This window comes from Streptomyces sp. NPDC015220 (assembly GCF_043079345.1).
Taxonomy (GTDB): Bacteria; Actinomycetota; Actinomycetes; order Streptomycetales; family Streptomycetaceae; genus Streptomyces.
This window is the reverse complement of sequence record NZ_JBIBUK010000002.1, coordinates 915,626-939,762: the sequence shown is the minus strand read 5'-3', so window position 1 is coordinate 939,762 and position 24,137 is coordinate 915,626. Positions and strand designations below refer to the sequence as shown.

21 protein-coding genes are annotated in these 24,137 nt (G+C 72.9%); 13 read left to right on the top strand and 8 right to left on the bottom strand.

What is annotated here, in order from left to right:
* Positions 1-352: 352 nt before the first annotated feature.
* Positions 353-1,282: an HAD family hydrolase gene (locus tag ACF061_RS09090; RefSeq protein ID WP_392266135.1), complete on the bottom strand. Its 930-nt coding sequence runs from the start codon at positions 1,280-1,282 to the stop codon at positions 353-355.
* A gap of 161 nt (positions 1,283-1,443) precedes the next feature.
* On the opposite strand from ACF061_RS09090, the gene ACF061_RS09085 reads away from it, so the two are divergent.
* The 6 genes from ACF061_RS09085 (at position 1,444) to ACF061_RS09060 (ending at position 8,472) form a co-directional block, all read left to right on the top strand.
* On the top strand, positions 1,444-1,719 hold the full coding sequence (locus tag ACF061_RS09085; RefSeq protein WP_392266134.1) for a glutaredoxin family protein: 276 nt from the start codon (positions 1,444-1,446) through the stop codon (positions 1,717-1,719).
* A 434-nt stretch (positions 1,720-2,153) separates the two neighbouring features.
* Positions 2,154-2,927, top strand: coding sequence for a redox-sensing transcriptional repressor Rex (locus tag ACF061_RS09080; RefSeq protein WP_392266133.1), 774 nt, complete (start codon positions 2,154-2,156; stop codon positions 2,925-2,927).
* Positions 2,924-4,684 (top strand): glutamyl-tRNA reductase, encoded by a 1,761-nt coding sequence (locus ACF061_RS09075; RefSeq protein ID WP_392266132.1) that lies wholly within the window; start codon positions 2,924-2,926, stop codon positions 4,682-4,684. The genes ACF061_RS09080 and ACF061_RS09075 overlap by 4 nt, the downstream gene beginning before the upstream one ends.
* The gene (gene hemC / locus ACF061_RS09070) at positions 4,681-5,676 is read left to right on the top strand and encodes a hydroxymethylbilane synthase (RefSeq protein WP_392266131.1); all 996 of its coding nucleotides are present in this window, start codon (positions 4,681-4,683) and stop codon (positions 5,674-5,676) included. The genes ACF061_RS09075 and hemC overlap by 4 nt, the downstream gene beginning before the upstream one ends.
* Complete coding sequence (locus ACF061_RS09065) at positions 5,673-7,376, top strand: uroporphyrinogen-III synthase (protein ID WP_392266130.1); 1,704 nt, start codon at positions 5,673-5,675, stop codon at positions 7,374-7,376. Before hemC ends, ACF061_RS09065 begins: the two co-directional genes overlap by 4 nt.
* 385 nt (positions 7,377-7,761) lie before the next feature.
* Entirely contained in the window at positions 7,762-8,472 is a 711-nt protein-coding gene (locus ACF061_RS09060) for a S1 family peptidase (protein ID WP_392266129.1), read from the top strand.
* Between the two features lie 66 nt (positions 8,473-8,538).
* On the opposite strand, the gene ACF061_RS09055 is transcribed toward ACF061_RS09060, so the two are convergent.
* The gene (locus ACF061_RS09055; RefSeq protein ID WP_392266128.1) at positions 8,539-8,934 is read right to left on the bottom strand and encodes a VOC family protein; all 396 of its coding nucleotides are present in this window, start codon (positions 8,932-8,934) and stop codon (positions 8,539-8,541) included.
* Between the two features lie 73 nt (positions 8,935-9,007).
* Between ACF061_RS09055 and ACF061_RS09050 the strand changes: the two genes are divergently transcribed.
* The gene (locus tag ACF061_RS09050; protein WP_392266127.1) at positions 9,008-10,027 is read left to right on the top strand and encodes a helix-turn-helix transcriptional regulator; all 1,020 of its coding nucleotides are present in this window, start codon (positions 9,008-9,010) and stop codon (positions 10,025-10,027) included.
* 25 nt (positions 10,028-10,052) lie between these two features.
* Positions 10,053-11,045, top strand: a complete 993-nt coding sequence (gene hemB, locus ACF061_RS09045) for a porphobilinogen synthase (RefSeq protein ID WP_392266126.1) — start codon at positions 10,053-10,055, stop codon at positions 11,043-11,045.
* Here hemB and ACF061_RS09040 read toward each other — a convergent pair.
* Together ACF061_RS09040 and ACF061_RS09035 are read right to left on the bottom strand one after the other, a co-directional pair.
* Positions 11,009-11,236, bottom strand: a complete 228-nt coding sequence (locus ACF061_RS09040) for a hypothetical protein (protein WP_392266125.1) — start codon at positions 11,234-11,236, stop codon at positions 11,009-11,011. The genes hemB and ACF061_RS09040 overlap by 37 nt on opposite strands.
* A gap of 223 nt (positions 11,237-11,459) precedes the next feature.
* The gene (locus tag ACF061_RS09035; RefSeq protein ID WP_392266124.1) at positions 11,460-12,254 is read right to left on the bottom strand and encodes a DUF4232 domain-containing protein; all 795 of its coding nucleotides are present in this window, start codon (positions 12,252-12,254) and stop codon (positions 11,460-11,462) included.
* A 213-nt stretch (positions 12,255-12,467) separates the two neighbouring features.
* Between ACF061_RS09035 and ACF061_RS09030 the strand changes: the two genes are divergently transcribed.
* The 3 genes from ACF061_RS09030 to ACF061_RS09020 all read left to right on the top strand — a co-directional run bounded on the left by ACF061_RS09030 (position 12,468) and on the right by ACF061_RS09020 (position 15,150).
* Entirely contained in the window at positions 12,468-13,988 is a 1,521-nt protein-coding gene (locus tag ACF061_RS09030) for a helix-turn-helix domain-containing protein (RefSeq protein WP_392266123.1), read from the top strand.
* A 107-nt stretch (positions 13,989-14,095) separates the two neighbouring features.
* Positions 14,096-14,998, top strand: coding sequence for an SAM-dependent methyltransferase (locus ACF061_RS09025; protein WP_392266122.1), 903 nt, complete (start codon positions 14,096-14,098; stop codon positions 14,996-14,998).
* A gap of 26 nt (positions 14,999-15,024) precedes the next feature.
* Positions 15,025-15,150, top strand: a complete 126-nt coding sequence (locus ACF061_RS09020) for a hypothetical protein (RefSeq protein WP_392266121.1) — start codon at positions 15,025-15,027, stop codon at positions 15,148-15,150.
* A 253-nt stretch (positions 15,151-15,403) separates the two neighbouring features.
* Here the strand turns inward: ACF061_RS09020 and argS are convergent, their stop codons facing one another.
* Positions 15,404-17,167, bottom strand: coding sequence for an arginine--tRNA ligase (argS, locus tag ACF061_RS09015; protein WP_392266120.1), 1,764 nt, complete (start codon positions 17,165-17,167; stop codon positions 15,404-15,406).
* Between the two features lie 219 nt (positions 17,168-17,386).
* On the opposite strand from argS, the gene lysS reads away from it, so the two are divergent.
* Entirely contained in the window at positions 17,387-19,129 is a 1,743-nt protein-coding gene (gene lysS, locus ACF061_RS09010) for a lysine--tRNA ligase (protein WP_392266119.1), read from the top strand.
* An 84-nt stretch (positions 19,130-19,213) separates the two neighbouring features.
* On the opposite strand, the gene ACF061_RS09005 is transcribed toward lysS, so the two are convergent.
* From ACF061_RS09005 to ACF061_RS08995, 3 genes are all read right to left on the bottom strand, one after another.
* Positions 19,214-20,566, bottom strand: coding sequence for a DUF2637 domain-containing protein (locus ACF061_RS09005; RefSeq protein WP_392266118.1), 1,353 nt, complete (start codon positions 20,564-20,566; stop codon positions 19,214-19,216).
* Positions 20,567-20,702: 136 nt separating this feature from the next.
* Positions 20,703-21,662, bottom strand: a complete 960-nt coding sequence (locus tag ACF061_RS09000; RefSeq protein ID WP_392266117.1) for a DUF3558 domain-containing protein — start codon at positions 21,660-21,662, stop codon at positions 20,703-20,705.
* Positions 21,663-21,804: 142 nt separating this feature from the next.
* A complete protein-coding gene (locus tag ACF061_RS08995) occupies positions 21,805-22,644 on the bottom strand; it encodes a DUF3558 domain-containing protein (protein WP_392266116.1) in 840 nt (279 codons plus the stop codon).
* Between the two features lie 221 nt (positions 22,645-22,865).
* Here ACF061_RS08995 and ACF061_RS08990 point away from each other — a divergent pair, with 221 nt between their 5' ends.
* The gene (locus tag ACF061_RS08990) at positions 22,866-24,059 is read left to right on the top strand and encodes an RtcB family protein (RefSeq protein ID WP_392266115.1); all 1,194 of its coding nucleotides are present in this window, start codon (positions 22,866-22,868) and stop codon (positions 24,057-24,059) included.
* The last annotated feature ends 78 nt before the right edge of the window (positions 24,060-24,137 follow it).

Genomic DNA, 24,137 nt, shown 5'->3' with positions numbered 1-24,137 from the left:
GTGTGTTCGGCCGTCCGACCGGAATCCGGCTGCGCCGTGCGGCCGTGACCGTCGGTGCGCGTGGGGTGACCGGCCGGGTGTGCCGGAACGGCGGCCGTGGCGGTGCGGCGGCCGTGGCGGGCCCCGCGTGAGGACCGGGACCGGGCGGAGCGGCGGGCCGGGTGCTGACGCGGTGTCACGCGCGTGGCGTGGGGCCCTGCGGCCGGCCCCGCGCGGTCGTGGCCCCGCCGGGCGGTGCGGAGCCCGCGGTCGGGGCGGGCGTGGCGGGCGCCGCCTCCCGCGCCCGGTGCGGGGGCGCGTTCCCGCGGGGGTGCTGTGGGGTGCGCGTGCGCCCCGGGCCCCGTGCGGTGCGTTACCGGCGTCGCCGGTGCAGTGCGATGGCCGCCGCGGTGCCGCCGGCGACCGCGCCGACGCCGGCCGCCGCGGGGATGCCGACCTTCGCCGCCTTGCGGCCGGTGCGGTAGTCGCGCAGCCGCCAGTCCATCTCCCGGGCGTGCCGGCGCAGCTTGGCGTCGGGGTTGATGGCGTAGGGGTGGCCGACCAGCGACAGCATGGGGATGTCGTTGTGCGAGTCGCTGTAGGCGGCGCACCGGGAGAGGTCCAGGCCCTCCGCCGCCGCCAGGGCGCGCACCGCCTCCGCCTTGGCGGGGCCGTGCAGCGGCTCGCCGACGAGGCGGCCGGTGTAGACGCCGGCGACGGACTCGGCCACCGTGCCCAGCGCTCCGGTCAGGCCGAGGCGGCGGGCGATGACCTGGGCGATCTCCACCGGTGCGGCGGTCACCAGCCACACCTTCTGGCCGGCGTCGAGGTGGGCCTGCGCCAGCGCGCGGGTGCCCGGCCAGATCCGCTCGGCCATGTACTCGTCGTAGATCTCCTCGCCGATCGACTTCAGCTCCGAGACCCGGTGGCCCTTCACGATCGACAGCGCCGAGTCGCGGACGTCCTGCATGTGCTCGGGGTCCTCGACGCCGGCCAGCCGGAACCACGCCTGCTGCCAGGCGAACCGGGCGAGGTCCCGGGTCTCGAAGAACTTCCGTTTGTACAGGCCCCGGCCGAAGTGGAACAGCGCGGCGCCCTGCATGACGGTGTTGTCCAGGTCGAAGAAGGCGGCGGCGCGGTCGTCCCCGTGCACCGGGAACTCCGGCTCCTGGGCTTCGGCCGGGGCGTCCGCTTCCTGTTCCAGCCTGGACTTGCGCGCTGCCTCCGCCGAGGCCTCGCCTGCCAACACGCTCCGCGCCGTGGCGGAGCGCCTACGGGGGGTGAGCCATCCGAGAGCGGCCATGGCGTGAGCATAGCCAGTCTGTTCGGAAGTTCCGGAGCCGTGAGGTTCGGGGGCTGTGAACTCTCGGCGAAGGGACGCTGCGGGAGGGGCGGCCGGCGGAGCGGCGGAAGGTCGCGCGGCAGGGCGGCGGCGGGCCATGCGGCGGGGCGACAATGACCGGCATGAGTCCCCTCTTCCGCCGCAAACCCTCCGCGCCCCAGGACCGGCTCGTCACCCTGGTGCGCAAGCCCGGCTGTCATCTGTGCGACGACGCCCAGCTCGTCGTGGAGAAGGTCTGCGCCGAACTCGGCGTTCCCTGGGAGCAGAAGGACATCACCGAGGACCGGGAGCTGCACGACCGGTACTGGGAGCAGATCCCCGTCGTACTGATCGACGGTGAACAGCACACCTTCTGGCGGGTGAACGAGGAGCGGCTGCGCAGGGCGCTGGCCGGCTGACCCGCCGCACACCCGCCCCTTGACGGCCGGCCACCCGTCGGCGACCCGCCGGGGGGCCGCGCCCGGCGGCGACCGGTCCACCGCTCGCGCGTCCGCCGGCCCGCCGGCGTCGGCCGCTCGGCCGACGGCCGTGGATCACTGACTGACCGACGAGTACAAAGTGGCCGAAATTAGCTTAGGATCGACGGCGGCTTGGTCTCGGGGGCGGGGATCGTAGAGGAGAGTGTGCGGTTTTGCCCCCAACAAGTAAGGAACGCGTTCGCGGGCGTTCCGGTTCAACGACGGAGCGCCGAGGGTGCGTGACCCCGGTCACGTTGGCCGGGCAAATCGGACACCATCTTTGTGCACGCGTTCACAAAGACATAGCCTGCATTCGACGGGGCGGTCCGGGAACGTATGACCGCCCGAAGCCCCGCTCTACCCGCAGGAGCACCGTGGCAACTGGCCGAACTCACCGACCGGCGACCCGTAGCCGAGGAATTCCCGAGGCCACCGTCGCCCGCCTTCCGCTGTACCTCCGAGCCCTGACCGCGTTGTCGGAGCGCTCGGTCCCCACGGTCTCCTCCGAGGAGCTCGCGGCCGCGGCGGGGGTCAACTCCGCGAAGCTGCGCAAGGACTTCTCCTACCTCGGCTCCTACGGGACCCGCGGTGTGGGCTACGACGTCGAGTATCTCGTCTACCAGATCTCCCGCGAACTGGGCCTGACCCAGGACTGGCCGGTTGTGATCGTAGGCATCGGCAACCTCGGCGCCGCCCTCGCCAACTACGGCGGTTTCGCCTCCCGTGGCTTCCGGGTCGCCGCGCTCATCGACGCCGACCCCGCGATGGCCGGTAAGCCGGTCGCCGGGATCCCGGTCCAGCACACCGACGACCTGGAGCGGATCATCCAGGACAACGGCGTGTCGATCGGCGTGATCGCGACCCCCGCGGGCGCCGCGCAGCAGGTCTGCGACCGGCTCGTCGCCGCCGGGGTGACCTCCATCCTGAACTTCGCGCCGACCGTGCTGAACGTCCCCGACGGCGTCGACGTGCGCAAGGTCGACCTCTCCATCGAGTTGCAGATCCTCGCCTTCCACGAGCAGCGCAAGGCCGGCGAGGAGGCCGCCGCCGACGGCGCGCTGCCCGCCGCCGGAGCCGCTGCCGCCGCCCGCAAGGCGGCCGCGGACCAGGGACCCGACGGGGACGTCCCCGCCGTGATGCCGGCATGAGCCTCCTCGTCGTCGGACTGAGTCACCGCAGTGCCCCGGTCAGCGTCCTGGAACGCGCCTCGCTGAGCGAGGACGCCCGGACCAAGCTGCTCCTGGACACCGTGGCCACCGAGCCCGCCACCGAGGGCGCCGTCCTCGCCACCTGCAACCGCATCGAGCTGTACGCCGACGTGGACAAGTTCCACGCCGGTGTCGCCGAGCTGTCCACGCTGCTCGCCCGGCACAGCGGGGTCGGCCTGGAGGAACTCACCCCCTACCTCTACGTGCACTACGAGGACCGGGCCGTCCACCACCTGTTCTCGGTGGCCTGCGGCCTGGACTCGATGGTCGTCGGCGAGGGCCAGATCCTCGGCCAGATAAAGGACTCGCTGGCCCGTGCGCAGGAGCTGCACACCGCCGGACGGCTGCTGAACGACCTGTTCCAGCAGGCCCTGCGGGTGGGCAAGCGCGCCCACTCCGAGACCGGCATCGACCGCGCCGGGCAGTCCCTGGTCACCTTCGGCCTGGAGCAGCTGTCCCAGGGCGCCGACGTCCAGGACTGGGCGAACGGCAAGCGGGCCCTGGTCATCGGCGCCGGTTCGATGTCGTCCCTGGCCGCCGCCACGCTGGCGCGCGCCGGGGTCGCCGAGATCGTGATCGCCAACCGCACCCGGGAGCGCGCCGAGCGGCTTGTACGGATTCTCACCGAGGGCGACGACACGAACGTGCTGGCCCGCGCGGTACCGATGGACGCGGTGCCGGCCGAGCTGACACGTGCAGACGTCGCCGTCTCCTGCACCGGCGCGACGGGACTCGTGCTGAGCGCCGGGACCATCGCGGCGGCGGTCGAGGGCCGCACGGGCGCGCCCGCCGCCATGTCGGAGACCGAGGACCAGGGAGCCGGCAGCGGCCGGACGGCGGCGCGGACGGACGTGCGCGAGACGCCCCTGCCGCCCACCACCGTCGGTGCCGAGGAGGGCTGCCCGCTCGACCTGGCCACCGTGGAACCCGGCTTCTCCCTGCTGGGCGAGTCCGCCGTCGCCGGCATCGACGCGGCCACGCTGGAGCAGCACGGCACCTGGGTGGACGGAGGCACCTCCCTGCTCGAGCGGCGGCGGGAGCCCGGGACCGACACCGCCGCCGACGCCGAGCTGATCACCGCGCTCGCCGCGACCGCGGCCACCGTCGGCCGCATCCCGGAGCGCCGCAGGCCCGAGCCGGTCGCCGCGCCCCCGCGTCCCGAACCGGTCCTCTTCGTCCTGGACCTGGCGATGCCGCGCGACGTCGACGCGGCCGTGCACCGGCTGGCCGGGGCCCGCCTGGTGGACATCGAGTCGCTGGCCGAGGCCTCCGCCGACGCGCCGATGGCCTCCGACGTCGACCAGGTCCGCCGTATCGTTTCGGACGAGGTCGCGGCCTTCGGGGCGGCCCAGCGGGCGGCGCACATCACGCCCACCGTCGTGGCGCTGCGCACCATGGCCGCCGACGTCGTGACCAGCGAGATCGCCCGCCTGGAAGGGCGGCTGCCCGGCCTCGACGACAAACACCGGGCGGAGATCACCCAGACCGTGCGGCGCGTCGTGGACAAGCTGCTGCACTCGCCGACCGTCAGGGTCAAGCAGCTCGCGGCCGAGCCCGGCGGCGCCGGGTACGCGGACGCGCTGCGCACCCTGTTCGACCTCGACCCGGAGACGGTGGCCTCCGTCTCCCAGGCCGGGAACGGCAATGACAAGACCGACGACTTCGCGAAGAACGGCAAGAACCGAGGGCCAGCATGACTGAGAAGGCACTGAGGCTGGGGACCAGGCGCAGCAAGCTCGCCATGGCCCAGTCCGGGCAGGTGGCGGATGCCGTGAGCCAGGTGACCGGACGGCCCGTCGAGCTCGTCGAGATCACCACCTACGGCGACACCTCCCGCGAGCACCTGGCACAGATCGGCGGCACGGGAGTGTTCGTCGCGGCACTGCGCGAGGCGCTGGCGCGGGGCGAGGTGGACTTCGCGGTTCATTCGCTGAAGGACCTGCCCACCGCGCAGCCCGACGAGCTGTTGCTCGCCGCCATACCCAGGCGCGAGGACCCGCGCGACGTGGTCGTCGCCCGGGACGCGCTGAAGTTCGCCGACCTGCCGCGCGGGGCGCGTGTCGGCACCGGCGCGCCGCGCCGCATGGCCCAGCTCAACGCGTACGCCCGCGCGCACGGCCTGGACATCGAGACGGTCCCGATCCGGGGCAACGTCGACACCCGCATCGGATACGTCCGCAGCGGTGAGCTGGACGCGGTCGTGCTGGCCGCGGCCGGCCTGAACCGGATCGGCCGGATCGACGAGGCGACCGACTTCCTGTCGGTCGACACGGTTCTGCCCGCCCCCGGCCAGGGGGCCCTGGCGATCGAGTGCACCGCCGCCAACGCGGACCTCGCCGCCGCGCTCGCCGAGCTCGACGACCCGTTCACGCGGGCCGCCGTGACCGCCGAGCGATCACTGCTCGCCGCCCTGGAGGCCGGTTGCAGCGCCCCTGTGGGCGCGTTGGCCGACCTTCCCCCACTCTCGGCTCCGCTCGAGCGGGGGGACTCCCATGCCGACGGGCAGATTGTCAAGGAAATGCGCCTGCGCGGCGTCGTCGGCACGACCGACGGCTCGACGCTGGTGCAGCTGTCCACCACCGGTCCCGTGCCCCTGACGCACGATGAGGCGATGGCGTTCGGTCGCGAACTCGCCACCGAGATGCTCGCCCAGGGCGCGGCCGGTCTGATGGGGGAGCGAGCACATTGAGCCCCACCACCCTTTCCGCCGGTCCGGAATGCGGGCACGTCACCTTCCTCGGTGCCGGACCCGGAGATCCGGGACTGCTGACACTGCGCGCCGTCGAGGCGCTGGCGAGCGCGGACGTCCTCGTCGCCGAGCACGAGGTGCTCGACGTCGTACGCACGCACGCCCGGCAAGGCGTCGCCGTCGTGCCCACGGACACGGATCCTTCGAACCCTGTTCCGGGCACGGGCACGCCTCAACTCACGGTTGTCGATGGCACATCGGCAACCGTCGGGGTCCCCGCCAAGCGGGATGCCGCACATCTTGTCATGGAGGCCGCGCGGGGCGGCAGGCGGGTCGTCCGTGCGGTGACGGGGGACCCGGGACTCGACACGGACGCCGCCGCCGAGATGCTCGCCTGCGCCGCCGCCGGGGTTCCCTTCGAGGTGGTTCCCGGCATCGCCAGTGCCGTCGGCGTGCCCGCGTACGCCGGTGTGCCGCTGCGTGACGCCGAGGGCGCCGACGTGCGGTTCGTGGACGCCCGGACGGCCTCCGGCCGCTGCTGGACCGAGGTGGGCGCCTCCGACGGCACGGTCGTCGTCTCCACGACGCTGGACTCGGTGGCCGCCGCGGCCGGCGAGCTGGTGTCGGCCGGCCGCAAGCCGGACACCCCGATGACGGTCACGGTCGCCGGTACGACCACCCGCCAGCGCACCTGGACGGCTACCCTCGGCACGGTCGCGCAGACGCTGAAGCAGGCCAAGGTCCTGCCGTCCCCGGACGGCGGCCGCCCGGTGATAGCCGTGGTCGGCGAGCGCAGTGCCGCCGCGCAGCGCGACCAGCTGTCGTGGTTCGAGTCGAAGGCGCTGTTCGGCTGGAAGGTCCTGGTGCCGCGCACCAAGGAGCAGGCCGCGTCGCTCTCCGACCAGTTGCGGTCCTACGGCGCGGTCCCGCACGAGGTCCCCACGATCGCCGTGGAGCCGCCGCGCACGCCGCAGCAGATGGAGCGCGCGGTCAAGGGCCTGGTAACGGGCCGCTACGAGTGGATCGCGTTCACGTCGGTCAACGCGGTGAAGGCGGTCCGCGAGAAGTTCGAGGAGTACGGCCTCGACGCGCGCGCCTTCGCCGGGATCAAGGTCGCGGCGGTGGGCGAGCAGACGGCGAAGGCCCTGATCGCCTTCGGCGTGAAGCCGGACCTGGTGCCGAGCGGCGAGCAGTCGGCCGCCGGGCTGCTGGAGGACTGGCCGCCCTACGACCCGGTCTTCGACCCGATCGACCGCGTCTTCCTGCCGCGCGCCGACATCGCCACGGAGACGCTGGTGGCGGGTCTGATCGAGCTGGGCTGGGAGGTCGACGACGTCACGGCCTACCGCACCGTCCGCGCCTCGCCGCCCCCGGCGGAGACGCGTGAGGCGATCAAGGGCGGCGGCTTCGACGCGGTCCTCTTCACCTCCTCCTCCACGGTCCGGAACCTGGTCGGGATCGCGGGCAAGCCGCACAACGTGACGGTGATCGCCTGCATCGGTCCGGCGACCGCGAAGACGGCGGAGGAGCACGGCCTGCGGGTCGACGTGATGGCCCCCGAGCCGTCCGTCCACAAGCTGGCCGAGGCGCTGGCCGACTTCGGCATGCGCCGCCGCGCCGCCGCCGTCGAGGCCGGCGACCCGGTGACGCGGCCGAGCGAGCGCCGTCCGGGCGCGCGGAGGCGTCGCTCGACCACCTGAGGCCGCGGAGAGGTGGCGGAACGTGCCCCAGGGCACGTTCCGCCACCTCGCGTTTCCGCTCCCGAGCTCCGGAGCGGGCGGGCGGAGGCGTGGGGCGCGGCGGGCGGTCGCAGGCCTGGGCGCGATGGACGGTTCCGGGCCGGCCGCGGCCCCGGACGCGAGGGTGGCGGGCCTGAGTCGTGGCCCGAACGCGTCAATGCCGCGATAGGCATAACGCCGCGTTATGGCCAAGTGTGAGTACCGCGTTCACCGTTCCGGTGCGATCTTCGGGCATGTCCATGACTACGTGCGCCTTCGGGCGGCGGTCGTCGTGGGCGCGGCCGGTCAGGCCGTTGTCCCCCACAGGTACGCGTCCGACCGACGCGTCTTCCCGGATCGAGGAACCTTGCGCATATCAAGGCTCGTGCCCGCTCTCGCCGCGGCGGCGGTCTCCGTGCTCGCACTTCTCGCCCCCACCGCCACCGCGGCCCCCACCCTCCCCAAGGCCCCGGAGCCCATCATCGGCGGCGGTTACGCCTCCAGCGGCCCCTGGGCGGCCCGGCTCTACTCGAACGGCCAGGAGACCTGTACGGCGACGATCATCGCCCCGACCTGGGTCCTCACCGCCAAGCACTGCGTGGCCGGCGGCGCGCTGTCGTTCCGCATCGGCAGCCTGGACCAGTACAGCGGCGGCACCACGGCCAACGGCGTCCAGACGTACACCCACAGCGCGGACCTGGCGCTGGTGCGCCTCGACCGCTCGGTGTCGACGACCTACGCAAGCCTCGGGCAGCCCGGCACGGTGCGGGTCGGCCAGAGCGTCCAGGTGTACGGCTGGGGCGCAACCTCCCAGTGCGGCTCGGAGATCAACTGCCAGTCCCGCTACCTGAAGGTCGCCAACGTCCAGGTCACGAGCGGCTGCACCGACGCCTACGGCGGCTCCGCGATCTGCGCCTACTGGGGCAACGGCATCACCGCCGGCGGTGACTCGGGCGGCCCGATGATGGCGAACGGCGTCCAGGTCGGCGTCGCCTCCACCAGCGACCGCCAGGCGAACACGGCGTACACCAACGTGACGGCGTACCGCTCCTGGATCCAGTCGATCGCGGGCGTCTGATCCGCATCCGCCTCCCGGCGGACAACGGGCCCCCCACCGCGTGCGGGTGGGGGGCCCGGTGCGTCCTCAGGTCAGGGTGGTGACGCAGAACGGGTGGCCGGCGGGGTCCAGGAGGACGCGCCAGCGGTCGGGGGAGGGCTGGTGGTCGGGCCTGGTCGCGCCCAGGGTCAGCATGCGGGCCTCGGCGGCGTCCAGGTCGTCGACGCCCACCTCGATGTGGGCCCGCTTCTCCTCGGCGGGGTCCGGCCAGGTGGGGCGGCGGTAGTCGGCCAGGCGGTTGAAGCCCAGGCCGGGGGTGCCCTCCTTGGCGAGGAAGACGAAGTCGTCGGAGGCGAAGGCGACGGGCAGGCCGAAGACGGCGCCGTAGAAGCGGGCCAGCTCGGCGGGGTCGGGGCAGTCGAAGGTGACCGCGGCGTAGCGGAACGCGGGGGTCTCGGTGCTCGTGCTGTTCTCAGCGCTCATGGGGAGCACGCTAGGACCCGACCCGGACAGTTCCGGTCCTGGTCGTGGAGTCCCTGTGGAAGACTCCGGAAGCGTGATCAGCGCGTCCGCCCGCCTGCTGCGACTGCTCGCCGTACTGGCCACCCGCCCGTCCTGGACCTGCGCCGAGCTGGCCGGGCGGACCGGGGTGACGGAGCGGACCGTGCGGCGGGACATCGCCAGGCTCCGGGAGATCGGCTACGCCGTCGAGTCCGATCCGGGGCCGTGGGGCGGCTACCGGCTGCGTGCCGGGTCCCGCGTGCCGCCGCTGATCCTCGACGACGAGGAGGCGCTCGCCGTGGCCGTCGGGCTGCGCGAGACCGCGCTCAGCGGCGCCGCCGGCGGCGACCAGGCCGCGCTGTCGGCGCTGCTGAAGCTGCGCCAGGTGCTGCCGGGCCGGGTCGCCGACCGGCTGGCCGGGGTGGACGCCGCCTTCGTGCACACGCCCCGCCCCCACGAACCGCAGATCACCGCCGGGCTGCTGCTGGAGCTGGCCGCCGCCTGCCGGGCCGGCGAGCGGGCCCGCCTGTCGTACCGCGACCGGGAGGGCAGGGCCACCGTCCGGGACGTCGACCCGTACCGCCTCGTGCACACCGGACACCGCTGGTACCTGGTCGCGCGGGACGTGACGCGCGGTAAGTGGCGCACCTTCCGCGCCGACCGGGTCGAGCGGTTGCAGGGCGTCGGGCAGCCGGTGGAACTGGCCGACCCGCCCGACCCGGCCCTGCTCGTCTCCCGCAACACCGCGACCGGCCCCTACCCGCTGTACGCCACCGTCCGCCTCCCCGTCGGCCTGGACCAGGCCCTGCGGCTGATCCCGTCGACCGTCGGCGCCCACCGCCCGGAGGGCCCCGACGCCACCGTCGTCGACGTCGGCGGCCCCGACCCGGACGGCCTCGCCCGCTATCTGCTGAGCCTGGCCACGCCGTTGCGCGTCCTCACGCCCGACTCCGTCCGGCGGGCCCTGCGCCGCCGGACCCGGGAACTCCTCAAGGCCCTGGACGACGAGGAGGGCGCCCGGGGCGGCGGCGGGGCCGGCGCCGGCACGTCCGACTCCGCGTCGGCAAAGGCATGAGGCGGGCGGGCGTAGCGTAGAGGACATGACGAAGTACGGATCCTTCCCCGGTACGCGTCCTCGTCGGCTGCGCACCACCCCCGCCATGCGCCGTATGGTCGCCGAGACCCGGCTGCACCCGGCGGACCTCGTCCTGCCCGCGTTCGTGCGGGAGGGCGTGAGCGACCCGGTGCCGATCGCGGCGATGCCCGGGGTCGTGCAGCACACGCGGGACAGCCTGAAGAAGGCGGCCGCGGAGGCGGTGGCGGCCGGGATCTCCGGGATCATGCTGTTCGGCGTTCCGGAGGAGGCCAAGAAGGACGCCGCCGGGACGGCCGGGACCGATCCGGACGGGATCCTCCAGGTCGCGCTGCGCGACGTGCGGGCGGAGGTCGGGGACGACCTCCTCGTCATGTCCGACCTGTGCCTGGACGAGTTCACCGACCACGGGCACTGCGGAGTCCTCGACGCCGAGGGGCGGGTCGACAACGACGCCACCCTGGAGCGGTACGCCGAGATGGCGCAGGTCCAGGCGGACGCGGGCGCCCACCTCGTCGGGCCCAGCGGGATGATGGACGGGCAGATCGGCGTCGTCCGCGACGCCCTCGACCAGATCGGGCGCGAGGACGTCGCCGTACTCGCCTACACCGCCAAGTACTCGTCCGCCTTCTACGGGCCCTTCCGGGAGGCCGTCGGCTCCTCGCTGCGGGGCGACCGCAAGACCTACCAGCAGGACCCGGCGAATCTGCGCGAGTCGCTGCGTGAGCTGGCCCTCGACCTGGAGGAGGGCGCCGACATGGTGATGGTCAAGCCGGCCGGGCCCTACCTCGACGTCCTCGCCCGGGTCGCGGACGCGGTGGACGTGCCGGTCGCCGCCTACCAGATCTCCGGCGAGTACTCGATGATCGAGGCCGCCGCGGAGAAGGGCTGGATCGACCGGGACCGGGCGATCCTGGAGACGCTGACCGGCATCAAGCGGGCCGGGGCCCGCAACATCCTCACCTACTGGGCCGTCGAGGCGGCGCAGAAGCTGGTCTGAGCCGCGGCCGTCCCGGCGCCCGCCCGCGTCGGCCGGTCGTGGGCGCACGGCCGGTCCAGCGACCTCGACACCGAGGACGGTCCCTCGTCCCGTACGCCCTGACCGTCACGGCAGCCCGTGAGGGCGGCGCAGGCGGTGAGCACGAGCGCCGCGGCGGCGATCAGTCGGGCTCGGGCGGTGCGTGCGGGCATGGGGTCCCCCTGTGGACGAGCGCGAGCGAGTCGCGTGGAGTAAGGCCGTGGGCGGGCCCACGGTTCGCGGCCGGGCGGCCGCGCGGTCGGACGGCCCCGCGCCGCGGGTGCCGGTGAGCGCGGGGGCCGTGCTGGTTGAGCGCGGGGGCCGTGCTGGTGGAACCCCTGTGACCTGCTGGGACGCCGTCCCGTTGCGGCACGCCCGGGACGTTCGGCGCCTCGGTCAGAAGTCGGCGGCGGGGCCCATGGTGCTCTCCCAGTACGTCACCGTCAGGTTGTCGTCGACGTAGACGCTCTTGGCGGGCAGGGGCACCGTGGCGATCGAGCCGTCGTCGAACGGGATGGTCAGCCTGGTGACGGTGTGGCCGTTGTCCCCGTCCCCCGACAGCAGGACGCCCGCGTACCCCGACTCGCCGGGCGCCAGTGTCGTCACCGCCTGGGGCTTGGTCGCCTCGGCCACCGGCGGCACCGACTGGGCCTCACCGAAGCGGGCCGCCGGGTAGGCGGGCAGCATGCACACCTTCGAGCCGGTGTTGGTCGCCGTCAGCAGCAGGTGGTTGATGGGGCGGGGCACCGAGGTCGCGGTGATGCGCAGGTTCACCACGCCGCACTTGGCGAGCCTGCCCGAGGACGCGCCGGTCTGGGAGCCCTTGCCGGCGCCACCGGTTCCGTCCGCCGCGCCGCCGGTCCCCTTCGAGCCGCCGGCGCCGCCCGAACCCCCGGTGCCGCCAGAACCGCTGGAGCCCGAACCGCTGGAGCCCGCCGTGCCGGCTCCGCCGCCCGAGCCGGCGGAGCCGGTACCGCCCTTGGCGGCGTCCTGCCCCGTGGAGCCGCCGCCCTGCGAGGACGGCGCGTCGGAGGACTGGCCGCCCGGTGCGACCGCGGCGGACGAGGGGCCCGCGCCGTCGGTGTCGGTGCCCCCGCAGGCGGTCAGGGACAGGGTGGCGAGCGAGAGCGCGGCGGCCGCGAGGAGGCGGGTGCGGGTCCTGCGGGCGGCGCTCACGGTACGTGCGGACATGCGGTTCCCCCGTATGAGGTGAAGGATGAGGAGCCGCTCGACCGGGTGGTTCCGGGAGCGGCGTGCTTGGCGGTCAACAGCTTGTGGGAGGATCCGTCCCAGGGGCCAGCGGCGCGGGGACACGCGGGACGACGGAACACCCAAATAGGGTCTGACCTGGGAGAACGGCATTCCCCTGGAATGCCGGCCGGGGACGCGGGGGAGGGAGAGACGGTGGCGGGGGACGGCTTCGCGGAACTGCTGCGAGAGCTGAAGGAACGGTCCGGGCTGAGCTACGGGGCGCTGGGCAAGCGCCTGCACATGAGCGCGTCCACGGTGCACCGGTACGTCAGCGGCGACGTCGTACCGACGGAGTACGCCCCCGTCGAACGGCTGGCCCGCATCTGCCGGGCCACGCCCGAGGAACTGCTCGAACTGCACCGCCGCTGGGTCCGCGCGGACGCGCTCAGGGGGGTGAAGCCCGCGGAGAGTGCGGCCGGAGCCGGAGCGGGCCCTGGCGACTCGGCCGACGAACAGGTGGTCCCGCCGGCTGCCCGGCCGGAGGCACCGACGGTGCCCCGGCCCAAGGGGCCGACCGGGGCAGAGCCGGCCGCCGAGCCCGGTCCGCGGCCGGAGTCGCGGCCACGCCCGGAAGCGCTGCCGGACCCGGAGCCGGGGCTCGTACCCGAGCCGGGGCCCGGTCCGGACGCGGGGCGCGATCCGGGGCCGGAGCCCGGGCGTGAGCTCCGGCCCGAGGGCGGTCCCGGACCCGCCGCCATGTCCACCCGCGCCTTGGATCCCGCCCGCGATGCCGCTCCCCGGCCCCGTCGGGCGTCCCGGAAGCGGTCTGCGGCGCTGCTCGCCGGGGCCGGGATCGTGACGGTCGCCGTGGCCACGGCGCTCGTCGTGAACCTGGTGCCGGGGCACGCCGACGGGCCGGCCCATGACGCCGACGCCGCCCGCCAGGTCGCCGCGAGCGCTCCCGCCACCGCGTCCGCACCGCACGCCGGCCCGTCGGCCGGTACGACGAGGAGCGCCTCCCCGACGCCGCCCGGGACGAGGACCGCACCGGCGAGCGGCACCGCCTCGCCCCGCGGCACCCGGGCCGCCGGTCCCTCCGGCACCGTGTCCGACCGCGCGGTCACCACCCGGGCGCCCGCCGTGCCGGTCACGGTCGCCACCACCCCCTACTACTGGGATCAACCCTGTGACCAGGACTTCCTGGTCGACCGCAGTCCGCGGAACGTGCCGCCGCCGCCCACCCAGCAGGACGCGGTCGGCTGGACCACGGCGCTCGGCGGGGTCGCCGCGGACCACCAGATGGTCGCCCTCACCGTGCAGGGCACCGGCGCGCAGACCGTCGTACTCCAGGCGCTGCACGTGCGTGTCGTCCGCAGTGACGCACCGCTGACCTGGAACAAGTACGCGGTGGGCGTCGGCTGCGGCGGCGGAGTGCAGACCGCGTCCTTCGACGTGTCGCTCGACCTGGGCAACCCCCTGGTGAACCCGATCGCCGGGCAGCGCGACTTCCCGTACAAGGTGAGCGAGTCCGATCCCGAGGTGTTCTACGTCAACGGGCACACCAGCGGGCACGACGTCAGCTGGTACCTGGAACTTGACTGGTCGAGCGGTGGCCGGCACGGCACCCTACGCGTCGACGACCACGGCCGGCCGTTCCGCACCAGCGGCTCCCAGAAGTCCTACTACGGCCATCCGCTGGGCGGCAACGAATGGGTGCCGTACTCCGGCGAGTGAGCTTGCCGGTCGCGGCCTACCGGGCCGGGTTTCCCCGGTGGGCGCCGTCAAGTCGCCCCGGCGGCTAGGTTGTTGGCGATCAGTCGAACCTCTCAGGGAGGCGCCCCATGCCTGGTGATGCCCTCGGCCACGACTCCTCCGAGCCGAGAAGGAGGATCGACGCCGGCAGGCCGCACCCGGCACGGGTCTACGACGTCTTCCTCGGCGGCAAGGACCACTATCCGGTGGACCGGCAGGCGGCCGCCGCGGCCATCGCCCACAACCCCGGCGGCTTCCTCACCGCCCGGCACAACCGTGACTTCCTGCGCCGGGCGGTCACCTCGCTGGTGGAGACCGAGGGCGTCCGGCAGTTCCTGGACATCGGCACCGGGCTGCCCACGGCCGAGAACGTCCACCAGATCGCCCAGCGGATCGACCCCGGGTCGCGGGTGGTGTACGTCGACAACGACCCGGTGGTGCTCGCGCACGCGCGTGCCCTGCTCACCAGCGGCCCCGAGGGGCGTACCGACTACGTGGACGCCGACCTGAGAGATCCGGCGCGGATCCTCGAACAGGCCGCGAAGACCCTCGACTTCGACCGGCCGATCGCGCTGAACCTGGTGGCGGTACTGCACTTCATCGAGGACGAGGCGGCCTACGGCATCGTCCGGGAACTGCTGGCCGCGCTGGCCCCGGGGAGCTGGCTCGTCCTGAGCCACCTGGCCGACGACCTGAACCCGGGGGAGACCGTCAAGGTGGTGGAGTCGTTCAGGAAGAGCGGGCTGACCTTCGTGCTGCGGTCGCGGGACGGCGTCGAGCGGTTCTTCACCGAGAACGGGCTGACGCCCGCCGAGCCGGGCGTGGTCCCCGTGAACCACTGGCGGCCCGACGGCGCGGCGCCCGTCGTGCGGGCGCCCCACCCCGAGTACGCCGCCTCCCTGGAGCTCATCGACCGGATCAGGTACCACGACATCAACGGCGTCACGGACGAAGACGTCAGCGTGTACGCGGCCATCGCCCGCAAGCCCTGACCGGACCCGACCGAAGGAGCGGACCCATGTCCCGTGGCTCCTACCTCGCCGCCCTCGACGACATCGAGAAGGTCCGCCACCAGGACATCAACGACGTGACGGACGCCGACATCAACGTGTACGCGGCGCTGGGCGGCAAGCCGGCCGGCTGAGGGCGGCGGCGGGACGGCGATCCCCGCCGCCGCGTCGATCCGGCGGGGCGCTCCCGCGCAGCGCCGCGTACACGTTGATGTCGGGGACGGGTGGCCCCGCGTCCCTCGTGACGGCGCGGCTCCGGCGGGGCGCACCACCGCATCCAGGCCGGCGAGTGGGCCGGCCGCCGCGGAACGGCCGTCCGCCACGACATGCCACGGCCCGCCCCCTCCCGTCGGGGAGGGAACGGGCCGTGTGCCGGTCCGGGAGGGCTCAGAGCCGCTCGGGCGTCCGGATGCCCAGCAGGGCCATGCCCTGGTGCAGGGTGCGGGCCGTGACGTCGCACAGGAAGAGGCGGTTCTCGACCTGGGCCGGCGTCTCGGCCTTCAGGACCGGGCACTTGTCGTAGAAGGTCGTGTAGAGGGAGGCCAACTGGTAGAGGTACGCCGCCAGCTTGTGCGGGGCGTACTCCGCGGCGGCCTCCCGGACCGTCTCGGCGAACGCGTCCGTGTGCAGGCCCAGCGCGCGCTCCGCCTCGGTCAGTGCCAGCTCCGGATGGGCCACCGGGCCCCTCTCGCCGGCCTTGCGGAGGATGGACTGGATACGGGCGTAGGCGTACTGGAGATAGACGGACGTGTCGCCGTTCAGCGAGACCATCTGGTCCAGGTCGAACTTGTAGTCCCGGTTCGCCGACGTCGACAGGTCCGCGTACTTCACCGCGCCGATGCCCACCTGGGCGCCCCGCTCGGCGATCTCCTCCTCCGAGAGGTCCTGCGCCTTCTCCCGGACGACCGTCGAGGCGCGGTCGATCGCCTCGTCGAGGAGGTCGACCAGGCGGACCGTCTCGCCCTCACGGGTCTTGAACGGCTTGCCGTCCTTGCCCAGCACCGTGCCGAAGGCGAGCTGGTACGCCGTCACGTCGTCGTTCAGCCAGCCGGCCCGCCGGGCCGTCTCGAAGACCATCTTGAAGTGCAGGGACTGGCGGGCGTCCACCACGTACAGCAGGGTGTTCGCCTTCAGGTTGAAGACGCGGTCGCGGATCGCCGACAGGTCGGTGGCCGCGTAGCCGTAGCCGCCGTCGGACTTCTGGACGATCAGCGGGACGAGGTTGCCGTCCGGGCCCTTGATGTCGTCGAAGAAGACGCACAGGGCGCCCTCGGAACGGACCGCCACCCCGGACTCCTCCAGGAGGCGGCAGGTCTCGGCCAGCATGTCGTTGTAACCGGACTCGCCGACGATGTCCGCGTCCTGGATCTCCATGTCCAGCTTCTCGAAGACGGAGAAGAAGTAGATCTTCGACTCGTCGACGAACTTCTGCCACATGGCGAGGGTCTTCGCGTCGCCGGCCTGGAGGTCGACCACCCGGCGCCGGGCGCGGGTCTTGAACTCCTCGTCGGCGTCGAACAGCTTGCGCGCGGCCTTGTAGAGGCGGTCGAGGTTCGACATCGCCTCCTCGCCGCTGACCTCGGACGCCTTGTGGTCCAGCTCGTGCGGGTGCTCGTCCAGGTACTGGATGAGCATGCCGAACTGGGTGCCCCAGTCGCCGATGTGGTGCCGGCGCACCACGTTCTCCCCGGTGAACTCCAGGAGCTGCACCACCGAGTCGCCGATCACCGCCGAGCGCAGGTGGCCGACGTGCATCTCCTTCGCCACGTTCGGCTGGGCGTAGTCGATCACCGTGGTGCCCGGGTGGTCGGTCTGCGGCACGCCGAGCCGGCCGGCGGGGTCGGCGGCGCGCGCGGCGAGGTTGTCCGTGATCGCCCGGTCGGTGACCGTGATGTTGAGGAAGCCGGGGCCGGAGACCTCGATGTCCTCGATCAGGTCACCGGCGCTCACCTGGGCGACGACCCGTGTCGCCAGCTCCCGCGGGTTGGCCTTCGCCCTCTTCGCCAGCGCCAGGATCCCGTTGGCCTGGAAGTCCGCCCGGTCGCTTCGTCGCAGCAGCGGGTCCGCGTCGGCGCTCTCCGGCAGGGCTGCCGAGAGGGCGTTCGCGAGGCGCTGGTGGACGGCGGACGTGAGGGACTGGACCGAGGCCATAGGAAGGGGTGCCGTTCTCCTCGTGGGGATGGATAGTCCCGGCCAGTATCCCACGCGGGGTAAAGGGAATTTTCCGGTCGCGGACCCAACCGGGTGGCGTCGGGGCCCGTCCAACGCGGTGAGAAGGCGTTTTCGTGCTTGCCGCCCCGCCTGGGACAATGGAGCGGTCAGCCGTGCGACCGCACCGGCTGTGCACGGAGAAATTCAGGGAAAGAGGACGTGCCGATCGTGGGTCAGAGCACCGAGACCACCGACTGGGTCTCCCGTTTCGCGGATGAGGTCATCGAGGAATCGGAGCGCCGGGCCCCGGGCAAACCCGTCGTCGTGGCGTCCGGGCTGTCGCCGTCCGGCCCGATCCACCTCGGCAACCTGCGTGAGGTCATGACCCCCCACCTCGTCGCCGACGAGGTCCGCCGGCGGGGCCACCAGGTGCGGCACCTGATCTCCTGGGACGACTACGACCGGTACCGCAAGGTCCCGGCCGGCGTCCCCGGCGTGGACGAGTCGTGGGCCGAGCACATCGGCAAGCCGCTGACCTCCGTGCCGGCCCCCAAGGGCTCGGCGTACGCGAACTGGGCCGAGCACTTCAAGGCCGCGATGATCGAGTCGCTGGGCGAACTGGGCGTGGAGTTCGACGGCATCAGCCAGACCGAGCAGTACACCTCCGGGGCGTACCGCGAGCAGATCCTGCACGCGATGCGGCACCGCGGCGACATCGACGCGATCCTCGCCCAGTACCGCACCAAGAAGGCCCCGGCGAAGAAGCAGCAGCAGAAGCCGGTCGACGAGGCCGAGCTGGAGGCCGCCGAGGGCTCGGGCGCCGCGGCCGAGGACGACGGCAGCTCGGGTTCGGCGGGCTACTTCCCGTACAAGCCGTACTGCGGCAACTGCGAGAAGGACCTCACCACCGTCACCGCCTACGACGACGACTCCACCGAGCTGACCTACACCTGCACGGTGTGCGCCTTCTCGGAGACGGTCCGGCTGGAGGAGTTCAACCGCGGCAAGCTGGTCTGGAAGGTCGACTGGCCGATGCGCTGGGCGTACGAGGGCGTGATCTTCGAGCCGAGCGGCGTCGACCACTCCTCGCCGGGCTCCAGCTTCCAGGTCGGCGGCCAGATCGTCGGGATCTTCGGCGGCGCGCAGCCCATCGGGCCGATGTACGCCTTCGTCGGCATCTCCGGCATGGCGAAGATGTCGTCCTCCCGCGGTGGCGTGCCCACCCCGGCCGACGCGCTGCGGATCATGGAGCCGCAGATCCTGCGCTGGCTGTACGCCCGGCGCCGGCCGAACCAGTCCTTCAAGATCGCCTTCGACCAGGAGATCCAGCGGCTGTACGACGAGTGGGACAAGCTGGCCGCCAAGGTCGCCGACGGTTCCGCGCTGCCCGCCGACGTCGCCGCCCACACGCGCGCCGTGGGCACCGCCGCCGGTGAGCTGCCGAAGACCGCCCACCCGCTGCCGTACCGCACGCTCGCCTCCGTCGCCGACATCACCGCCGGCCACCGGGACCAGGCGCTGCGGATCCTGTCCGAGCTGGACCCGGCCAACCCGCTGGCCGACCTGGACGAGGCCCGGCCCCGGTACGACCGGGCCGAGGCGTGGATCAACACCTACGTCCCCGCCGACCAGCGCACCATCGTCCGCGACGAGCCCGACACCGAGCTTCTGAAGTCCCTCGACGAGGCATCCCGGCAGTCGGTCCGGCTGCTGCTCGACGGGCTCGCCGAGCACTGGTCCCTCGACGGCCTCACCCATCTCGTCTACGGCGTGCCGAAGGTCCAGGCCGGCTTCTCCGCCGACGCCACGCCCAAGGAGCTCCCGCCGGAGATCAAGACCGCCCAGCGGACGTTCTTCGCGCTGCTGTACCACCTGCTCGTCGGCCGTGACACCGGCCCGCGCCTGCCCACGCTGCTGCTCGCGGTGGGCCAGGACCGGGTGCGGACCCTGCTCGGGGAGTAGCCGGCCACGGCCCCGCGAAGGCGCTGACGACGAAGGGGGCGCCCGGTGAAAACCGGGCGCCCCCTTCGTCGTACCCGCGCCGGGTCAGGCGATGTGGTCCTCCTCCAGCTCCGCGTTGAAGCGGTTGGTGAAGCGGTTGACCATGCGCTCGGCCTCGCGCGCCGGCAGCCGCCTGCCGAACGTCGCCTCCACGTCGTCGCTGAACTGGCCGGGCGTGGGGTAGCTGCCGTTGATCGACTTGCGGAAGACCTGGTAGTAGTCCTCCTCGCCGGGCTCCGCGTCCGGCGAGCCGCCGCCCTCGCCGAGCTCCCGGGTGCGCCCCGGGACGACCGGGATCGGGAAGCTGCCGGTCTCCTCCGGAGAGGGCTCCTGGACCGGAGGCTCCTCCTCGTACTGGTCCCGGTACTCCTCGGCCTGCCGCTGCTCCTCGTACCACTGGGCGTACTGCTCGGCCGGGTCGTAGGTGGGGTCGTAGCCGCCCTGGTACTCGATCCGGCGGGCGGTGTTGAACCACGGGCTCTCGTCGGTCCCGGGGGCGGGCCCCGGGTCGGGCTCGGGCTCGGGACCGGTCTTGGGGGCGGACTCGGCGGCGGGGCCCGGCTGCTCCGGGTGCGGCCGGCCGGCCAGTTCGGGGCGCTGCCCGGCGGCCGGCGCCGGCTGCCGCGGGACGGGCGCGGCGGCCGCCGGGGCCGCGGCGAGGGGAGCGGCCATCACCGCCGGAGCCGGAGCCGGCGGGAGCAGCGCCGGCTCGATCCCGGCCGCCGCCAGGCCCGACGGGGCCGTCTCGGCCAGCGGCACGCCGTAGCGGGCCAGCCGCAGCGGCATCAGGGACTCCACCGGGGCCTTGCGGCGCCAGGCCCGGCCGAACCGGGACCGCAGCCGCGCCTGGTAGACGAGCCGTTCCTGCTCCAGCTTGATGACCTGGTCGTAGGAGCGCAGCTCCCACAGCTTCATCCGCCGCCACAGCAGGAACGTCGGCACCGGCGACAGCAGCCAGCGGGTGATGCGGACGCCCTCCATGTGCTTGTCCGCCGTGATGTCGGCGATCCGGCCGACCGCGTGCCGGGCCGCCTCCACCGCGACCACGAACAGCACCGGGATCACCGCGTGCATGCCGACGCCCAGCGGGTCCGGCCAGGCGGCGGCGCCGTTGAACGCGATCGTCGCCGCCGTCAGCAGCCACGCCGTCTGACGCAGCAACGGGAAGGGGATCCGGATCCAGGTCAGCAGCAGGTCCAGGGCGAGCAGGACGCAGATGCCGGCGTCGATGCCGATCGGGAACACATAACTGAAGTCCCCGAAGCCCTTCTTGATGGCGAGTTCGCGGACGGCCGCGTACGAACCCGCGAAGCCGATACCGGCGATGATCACGGCGCCCGTCACGACCACGCCGATGAGTACCCGGTGCATCCGAGTCAGCTGCAGTGGCCCGGCCACTCGTACTCCCCTCCCCTTGCGTGTTGTTGCGCGCAACAGAGTGGCACATCCGTCCGAGGGGCGGATGGCCGGATCCGGGCCCGCCCCGTGCGGGAGCCGGCCCGGGAACCTGTCGGCGCGCCCGGCCGGCGCCCGGTCAGTGCTTGACGACGGCGTTGGACACGGAGCCCGACGACGACTTGGGGGCGGACGGCGAGGCACTCGCCGACTCGCCCCCCTTCGTCGCGGACGCCGACGGGGAAGCGGGCTTCCCGGACGAGGAGGCCGAGGGCGAGGAGGAGTCCGGCGAACCGGCGCCGCCGTCCCCGTTCGCCTTCTTCACCGAGGCCACCACTTCCTTGGCGGCCTTCTGGGCGTCCTTCGCCAGGTCGTCGGCGTCCGGGGCCGAGTCACCGGCCAGGCCGGCGCCGTTGTAGTCGAGGGTGACCACCACGTTCTCCACCCGCGCCACGACCGTCTGCTGCTTGAAGGTGCCTTCCTTCTTCTTCAGGTCGTAGCGCACCGCCGTCGCCTCGTCGCCCGTCCCGGACACCGGCTGCGACTTCGCCTTCTTCGCGCCCGCCACGGACATCGCGTCCTGCACCTGCTTGCGGTAGTACACCTGCGCCTGCTCGTCGCCCGCGCCGCGCGAGGCGTCGGAGTCGAAGCGCAGCAGCGAGACGTTCAGCCAGCGGTACTGGGAGCCCTTCACGCCGTTGTTGTCCAGGCCGTTCCACGAGCAGCTGGAGCGTGCGGAGACATCGCTGGAGGTGCCCTCCTTGGCGGACTTCGCGCCCTTGGGCACCAGATCGCCCAGCGTCTTGCCCGACAGCGTCCGGCACGCCTCGGGGAGCTTCGCGTACGCCGCCGGCGGCACGGTCGGCGAAGCGCTCGGGCTCGCCGAGTCCTTGGCCTCGGCCGACGCGGTCGACTTCGCGCCGTCGCCGGAACCGGAATCGGAGCCTGAGTCCGAGGAGCAGCCCGCGGCCAGGAACAGTACGGGGACGGCCGCCGCGCAGACAAGGACGCGGTTCAGACGCTTCGCTCGCGGGTCACTGCCCCACCGCCTGAACGGCGTGGGACGTTCCCCCAGGTCTCGCTGGGCTGCTCGCTGCATGGTTCCTTCACTCATGACGCTGGTGGCTCGTGGTTCCTGCGGTCGGGGATCGGGTCCGAGGGGCCACGGTACGCGGTGCGACAGGTGTGCGGTCTTCCGTCCCCGGCTTCGCGCCACGGCGCCAAGTACCGTGCGGGAGACGTCAACCGCCCAGCGAGTCCGCCAGTCGGGCCGCCAGTTTCCGTGCCTTGTCCTGCATTTCCTTGCTGTCCGGGAGCACGCCGACGGCGGCCGGCTGTTCCTCGTACTGAATGGTCACGATCACGTTCGACGTGCGGAACGCCACAGTCACCGTGCGCTGCTTGGCCGTCGACCCGGAGCTGCTGAGCGCGTCGTCGAGGAACGCCTCGTCGCCGAGGTCGTCGAGCAGGCGGGGCTGGAGGTCGGTGGTGTCCGTACCGGACGCGGAGGAGGACGCCGGGGGCGACGAGGAGGACGAGGGGGTGGGCGCCCCGGGGGAGGAGGGCGTGCCGCCGGAGGCCGGCCCGGAGCCGGCGGCGGTCGTGGTCGTCGTGGCGGTGGCGGGGGGCTCGGGCAGGTCGGCGGCCGCGCGCTTGGTGGCGAAGACCGACTCGGCCTGACTGTCGTCGCTGACGGAGTTGTCGTAGGAGACGACCCGCTCGAAGTCGACGTGGAGGCGGTCGGTGGCGTCCGTGGCGTCCACCTTCCAACGGCAGCCGACCTTGCGGTCGGTGTCGTAGGTGAGCGTCGCCTCGCCCTCGTACGCCTTCTCCCGCTGGTCCACGTCCGTGATCTGCCTGACGCCGGGCAGCAGCGAGTCGAGGGTGCCGTGGCCGACCGCGCCGCAGGCCTCGGGGAGCGTGCGGTACCTGCCCGGCTGGGCCGCGGGCGCCGCGGTGCCCGAGCCGTCGTGGTTGGCGTTGTCGGTCTCGCCGCCCTTCGACGAGCCTTCGGTGCAGCCGGCCAGCAGCAGCGCCGCGAGGCACGCGGCCGCGCCGGATACGTACGCCTTCCGCAGCACGGGCAGGCTCCTCTCGACGGTCGTCCCGTCCGCCGGCTTCTCCGGGGTCCGGTGGTCCGGTGTCCCCGCCGGTTATTCGCTTGCCGGGCGGGGGCGTCTCCTGGGGACAATGTCTATCGCACGCACTGCCGTGGACGCCGGTCCGATGTCCTGTTTCGTCGACCTTGGCGCCGGTATTGCGATCTGAGACTTCTGAACTTTTCCGGGGGAATGAGGGCGATATGTCGTACGTGGAGATGCCAGGCGCGAAGGTACCCATCCGCATGTGGACCGACCCGGCGGCGGTCGAGGGCGTGGCGCTGGAGCAGCTCCGCAACGTCGCGACCCTGCCGTGGATCGAGGGCCTGGCCGTGATGCCCGACGTGCACTACGGGAAGGGCGCGACGGTCGGCTCGGTCATCGCGATGCGGGGCGCGGTGTGCCCGGCGGCGGTGGGCGTGGACATCGGCTGCGGGATGTCGGCGGTGCGGACGTCGCTGACGGCGAACGACCTGCCGGGCGACCTGTCGCGGCTGCGCTCGAAGATCGAGCAGGCGATCCCGGTGGGGCGGGGGATGCACGACGACCCGGTGGACCCCGGGCGGTTCCACGGTCTGGCCACCGCGGGGTGGGACGGGTTCTGGGGGCGGTTCGACGGGGTGGCGGAGGCGGTCAGGTTCCGGGCGGAGCGGGCCGTGCGGCAGATGGGCACGCTGGGCTCGGGCAACCACTTCGTCGAGGTGTGCACGGACGAGACCGGCGCCGTCTGGCTCATGCTCCACTCCGGTTCCCGCAACATCGGCAAGGAACTCGCCGAGCACCACATCGGCGTCGCCCGGAAGCTCCCGCACAACCAGGACCTGGTCGACCGCGACCTCGCGGTCTTCGTCTCGGACACCCCGCAGATGGCGGCCTACCGCAACGACCTGTTCTGGGCCCAGGAGTACGCGAAGTACAACCGCACCCTGATGATGGCGCTGCTGAAGGACGTAATCCGCAAGGAGTTCAAGAAGGCGCGGCCGGCCTTCGAGCAGGAGATCTCCTGCCACCACAACTACGTGGCCGAGGAGCGGTACGACGGCATGGACCTGCTGGTCACCCGCAAGGGCGCGATCCGCGCCGGCTCCGGCGAGTACGGGATCATCCCCGGCTCCATGGGCACGGGTTCGTACATCGTGAGGGGTCTGGGCAACGAGAAGTCCTTCAACTCCGCGTCGCACGGAGCCGGCCGGCGCATGAGCCGCAACGCCGCCAAGCGCCGCTTCTCCACCAAGGACCTGGAGGAGCAGACGCGGGGCGTGGAGTGCCGCAAGGACTCGGGCGTGGTCGACGAGATCCCGGGTGCCTACAAGCCGATCGAGCAGGTCATCGACCAGCAGCGGGACCTCGTCGAGGTGGTGGCGAAGCTGAAGCAGGTGGTGTGCGTGAAGGGCTGACCCGCGCGGTCCCGGGCCGGGAACCCCGCCGGCCCGGCGCCGCCGCCGACGCCCGGGAGGCGCGGGCCACGCGTTCAC

What these genes read in the sequence shown, in the direction of transcription:
- ACF061_RS09025 (WP_392266122.1), top strand. Translation starts at nt 14,096, where the DNA reads ATGCCTGGTGATGCCCTCGGCCACGACTCCTCCGAGCCGAGAAGGAGG.
- ACF061_RS08990 (WP_392266115.1), top strand. Translation starts at nt 22,866, where the DNA reads ATGTCGTACGTGGAGATGCCAGGCGCGAAGGTACCCATCCGCATGTGG.
- ACF061_RS09055 (WP_392266128.1), bottom strand. Translation starts at nt 8,934, where the DNA reads ATGAGCGCTGAGAACAGCACGAGCACCGAGACCCCCGCGTTCCGCTAC.
- ACF061_RS09085 (WP_392266134.1), top strand. Translation starts at nt 1,444, where the DNA reads ATGAGTCCCCTCTTCCGCCGCAAACCCTCCGCGCCCCAGGACCGGCTC.
- ACF061_RS09020 (WP_392266121.1), top strand. Translation starts at nt 15,025, where the DNA reads ATGTCCCGTGGCTCCTACCTCGCCGCCCTCGACGACATCGAGAAGGTC.
- ACF061_RS09090 (WP_392266135.1), bottom strand. Translation starts at nt 1,282, where the DNA reads ATGGCCGCTCTCGGATGGCTCACCCCCCGTAGGCGCTCCGCCACGGCG.
- hemC (WP_392266131.1), top strand. Translation starts at nt 4,681, where the DNA reads ATGACTGAGAAGGCACTGAGGCTGGGGACCAGGCGCAGCAAGCTCGCC.
- ACF061_RS09000 (WP_392266117.1), bottom strand. Translation starts at nt 21,662, where the DNA reads ATGCAGCGAGCAGCCCAGCGAGACCTGGGGGAACGTCCCACGCCGTTC.
- ACF061_RS09040 (WP_392266125.1), bottom strand. Translation starts at nt 11,236, where the DNA reads ATGCCCGCACGCACCGCCCGAGCCCGACTGATCGCCGCCGCGGCGCTC.
- ACF061_RS09075 (WP_392266132.1), top strand. Translation starts at nt 2,924, where the DNA reads ATGAGCCTCCTCGTCGTCGGACTGAGTCACCGCAGTGCCCCGGTCAGC.
- ACF061_RS09035 (WP_392266124.1), bottom strand. Translation starts at nt 12,254, where the DNA reads ATGTCCGCACGTACCGTGAGCGCCGCCCGCAGGACCCGCACCCGCCTC.
- hemB (WP_392266126.1), top strand. Translation starts at nt 10,053, where the DNA reads ATGACGAAGTACGGATCCTTCCCCGGTACGCGTCCTCGTCGGCTGCGC.
- argS (WP_392266120.1), bottom strand. Translation starts at nt 17,167, where the DNA reads ATGGCCTCGGTCCAGTCCCTCACGTCCGCCGTCCACCAGCGCCTCGCG.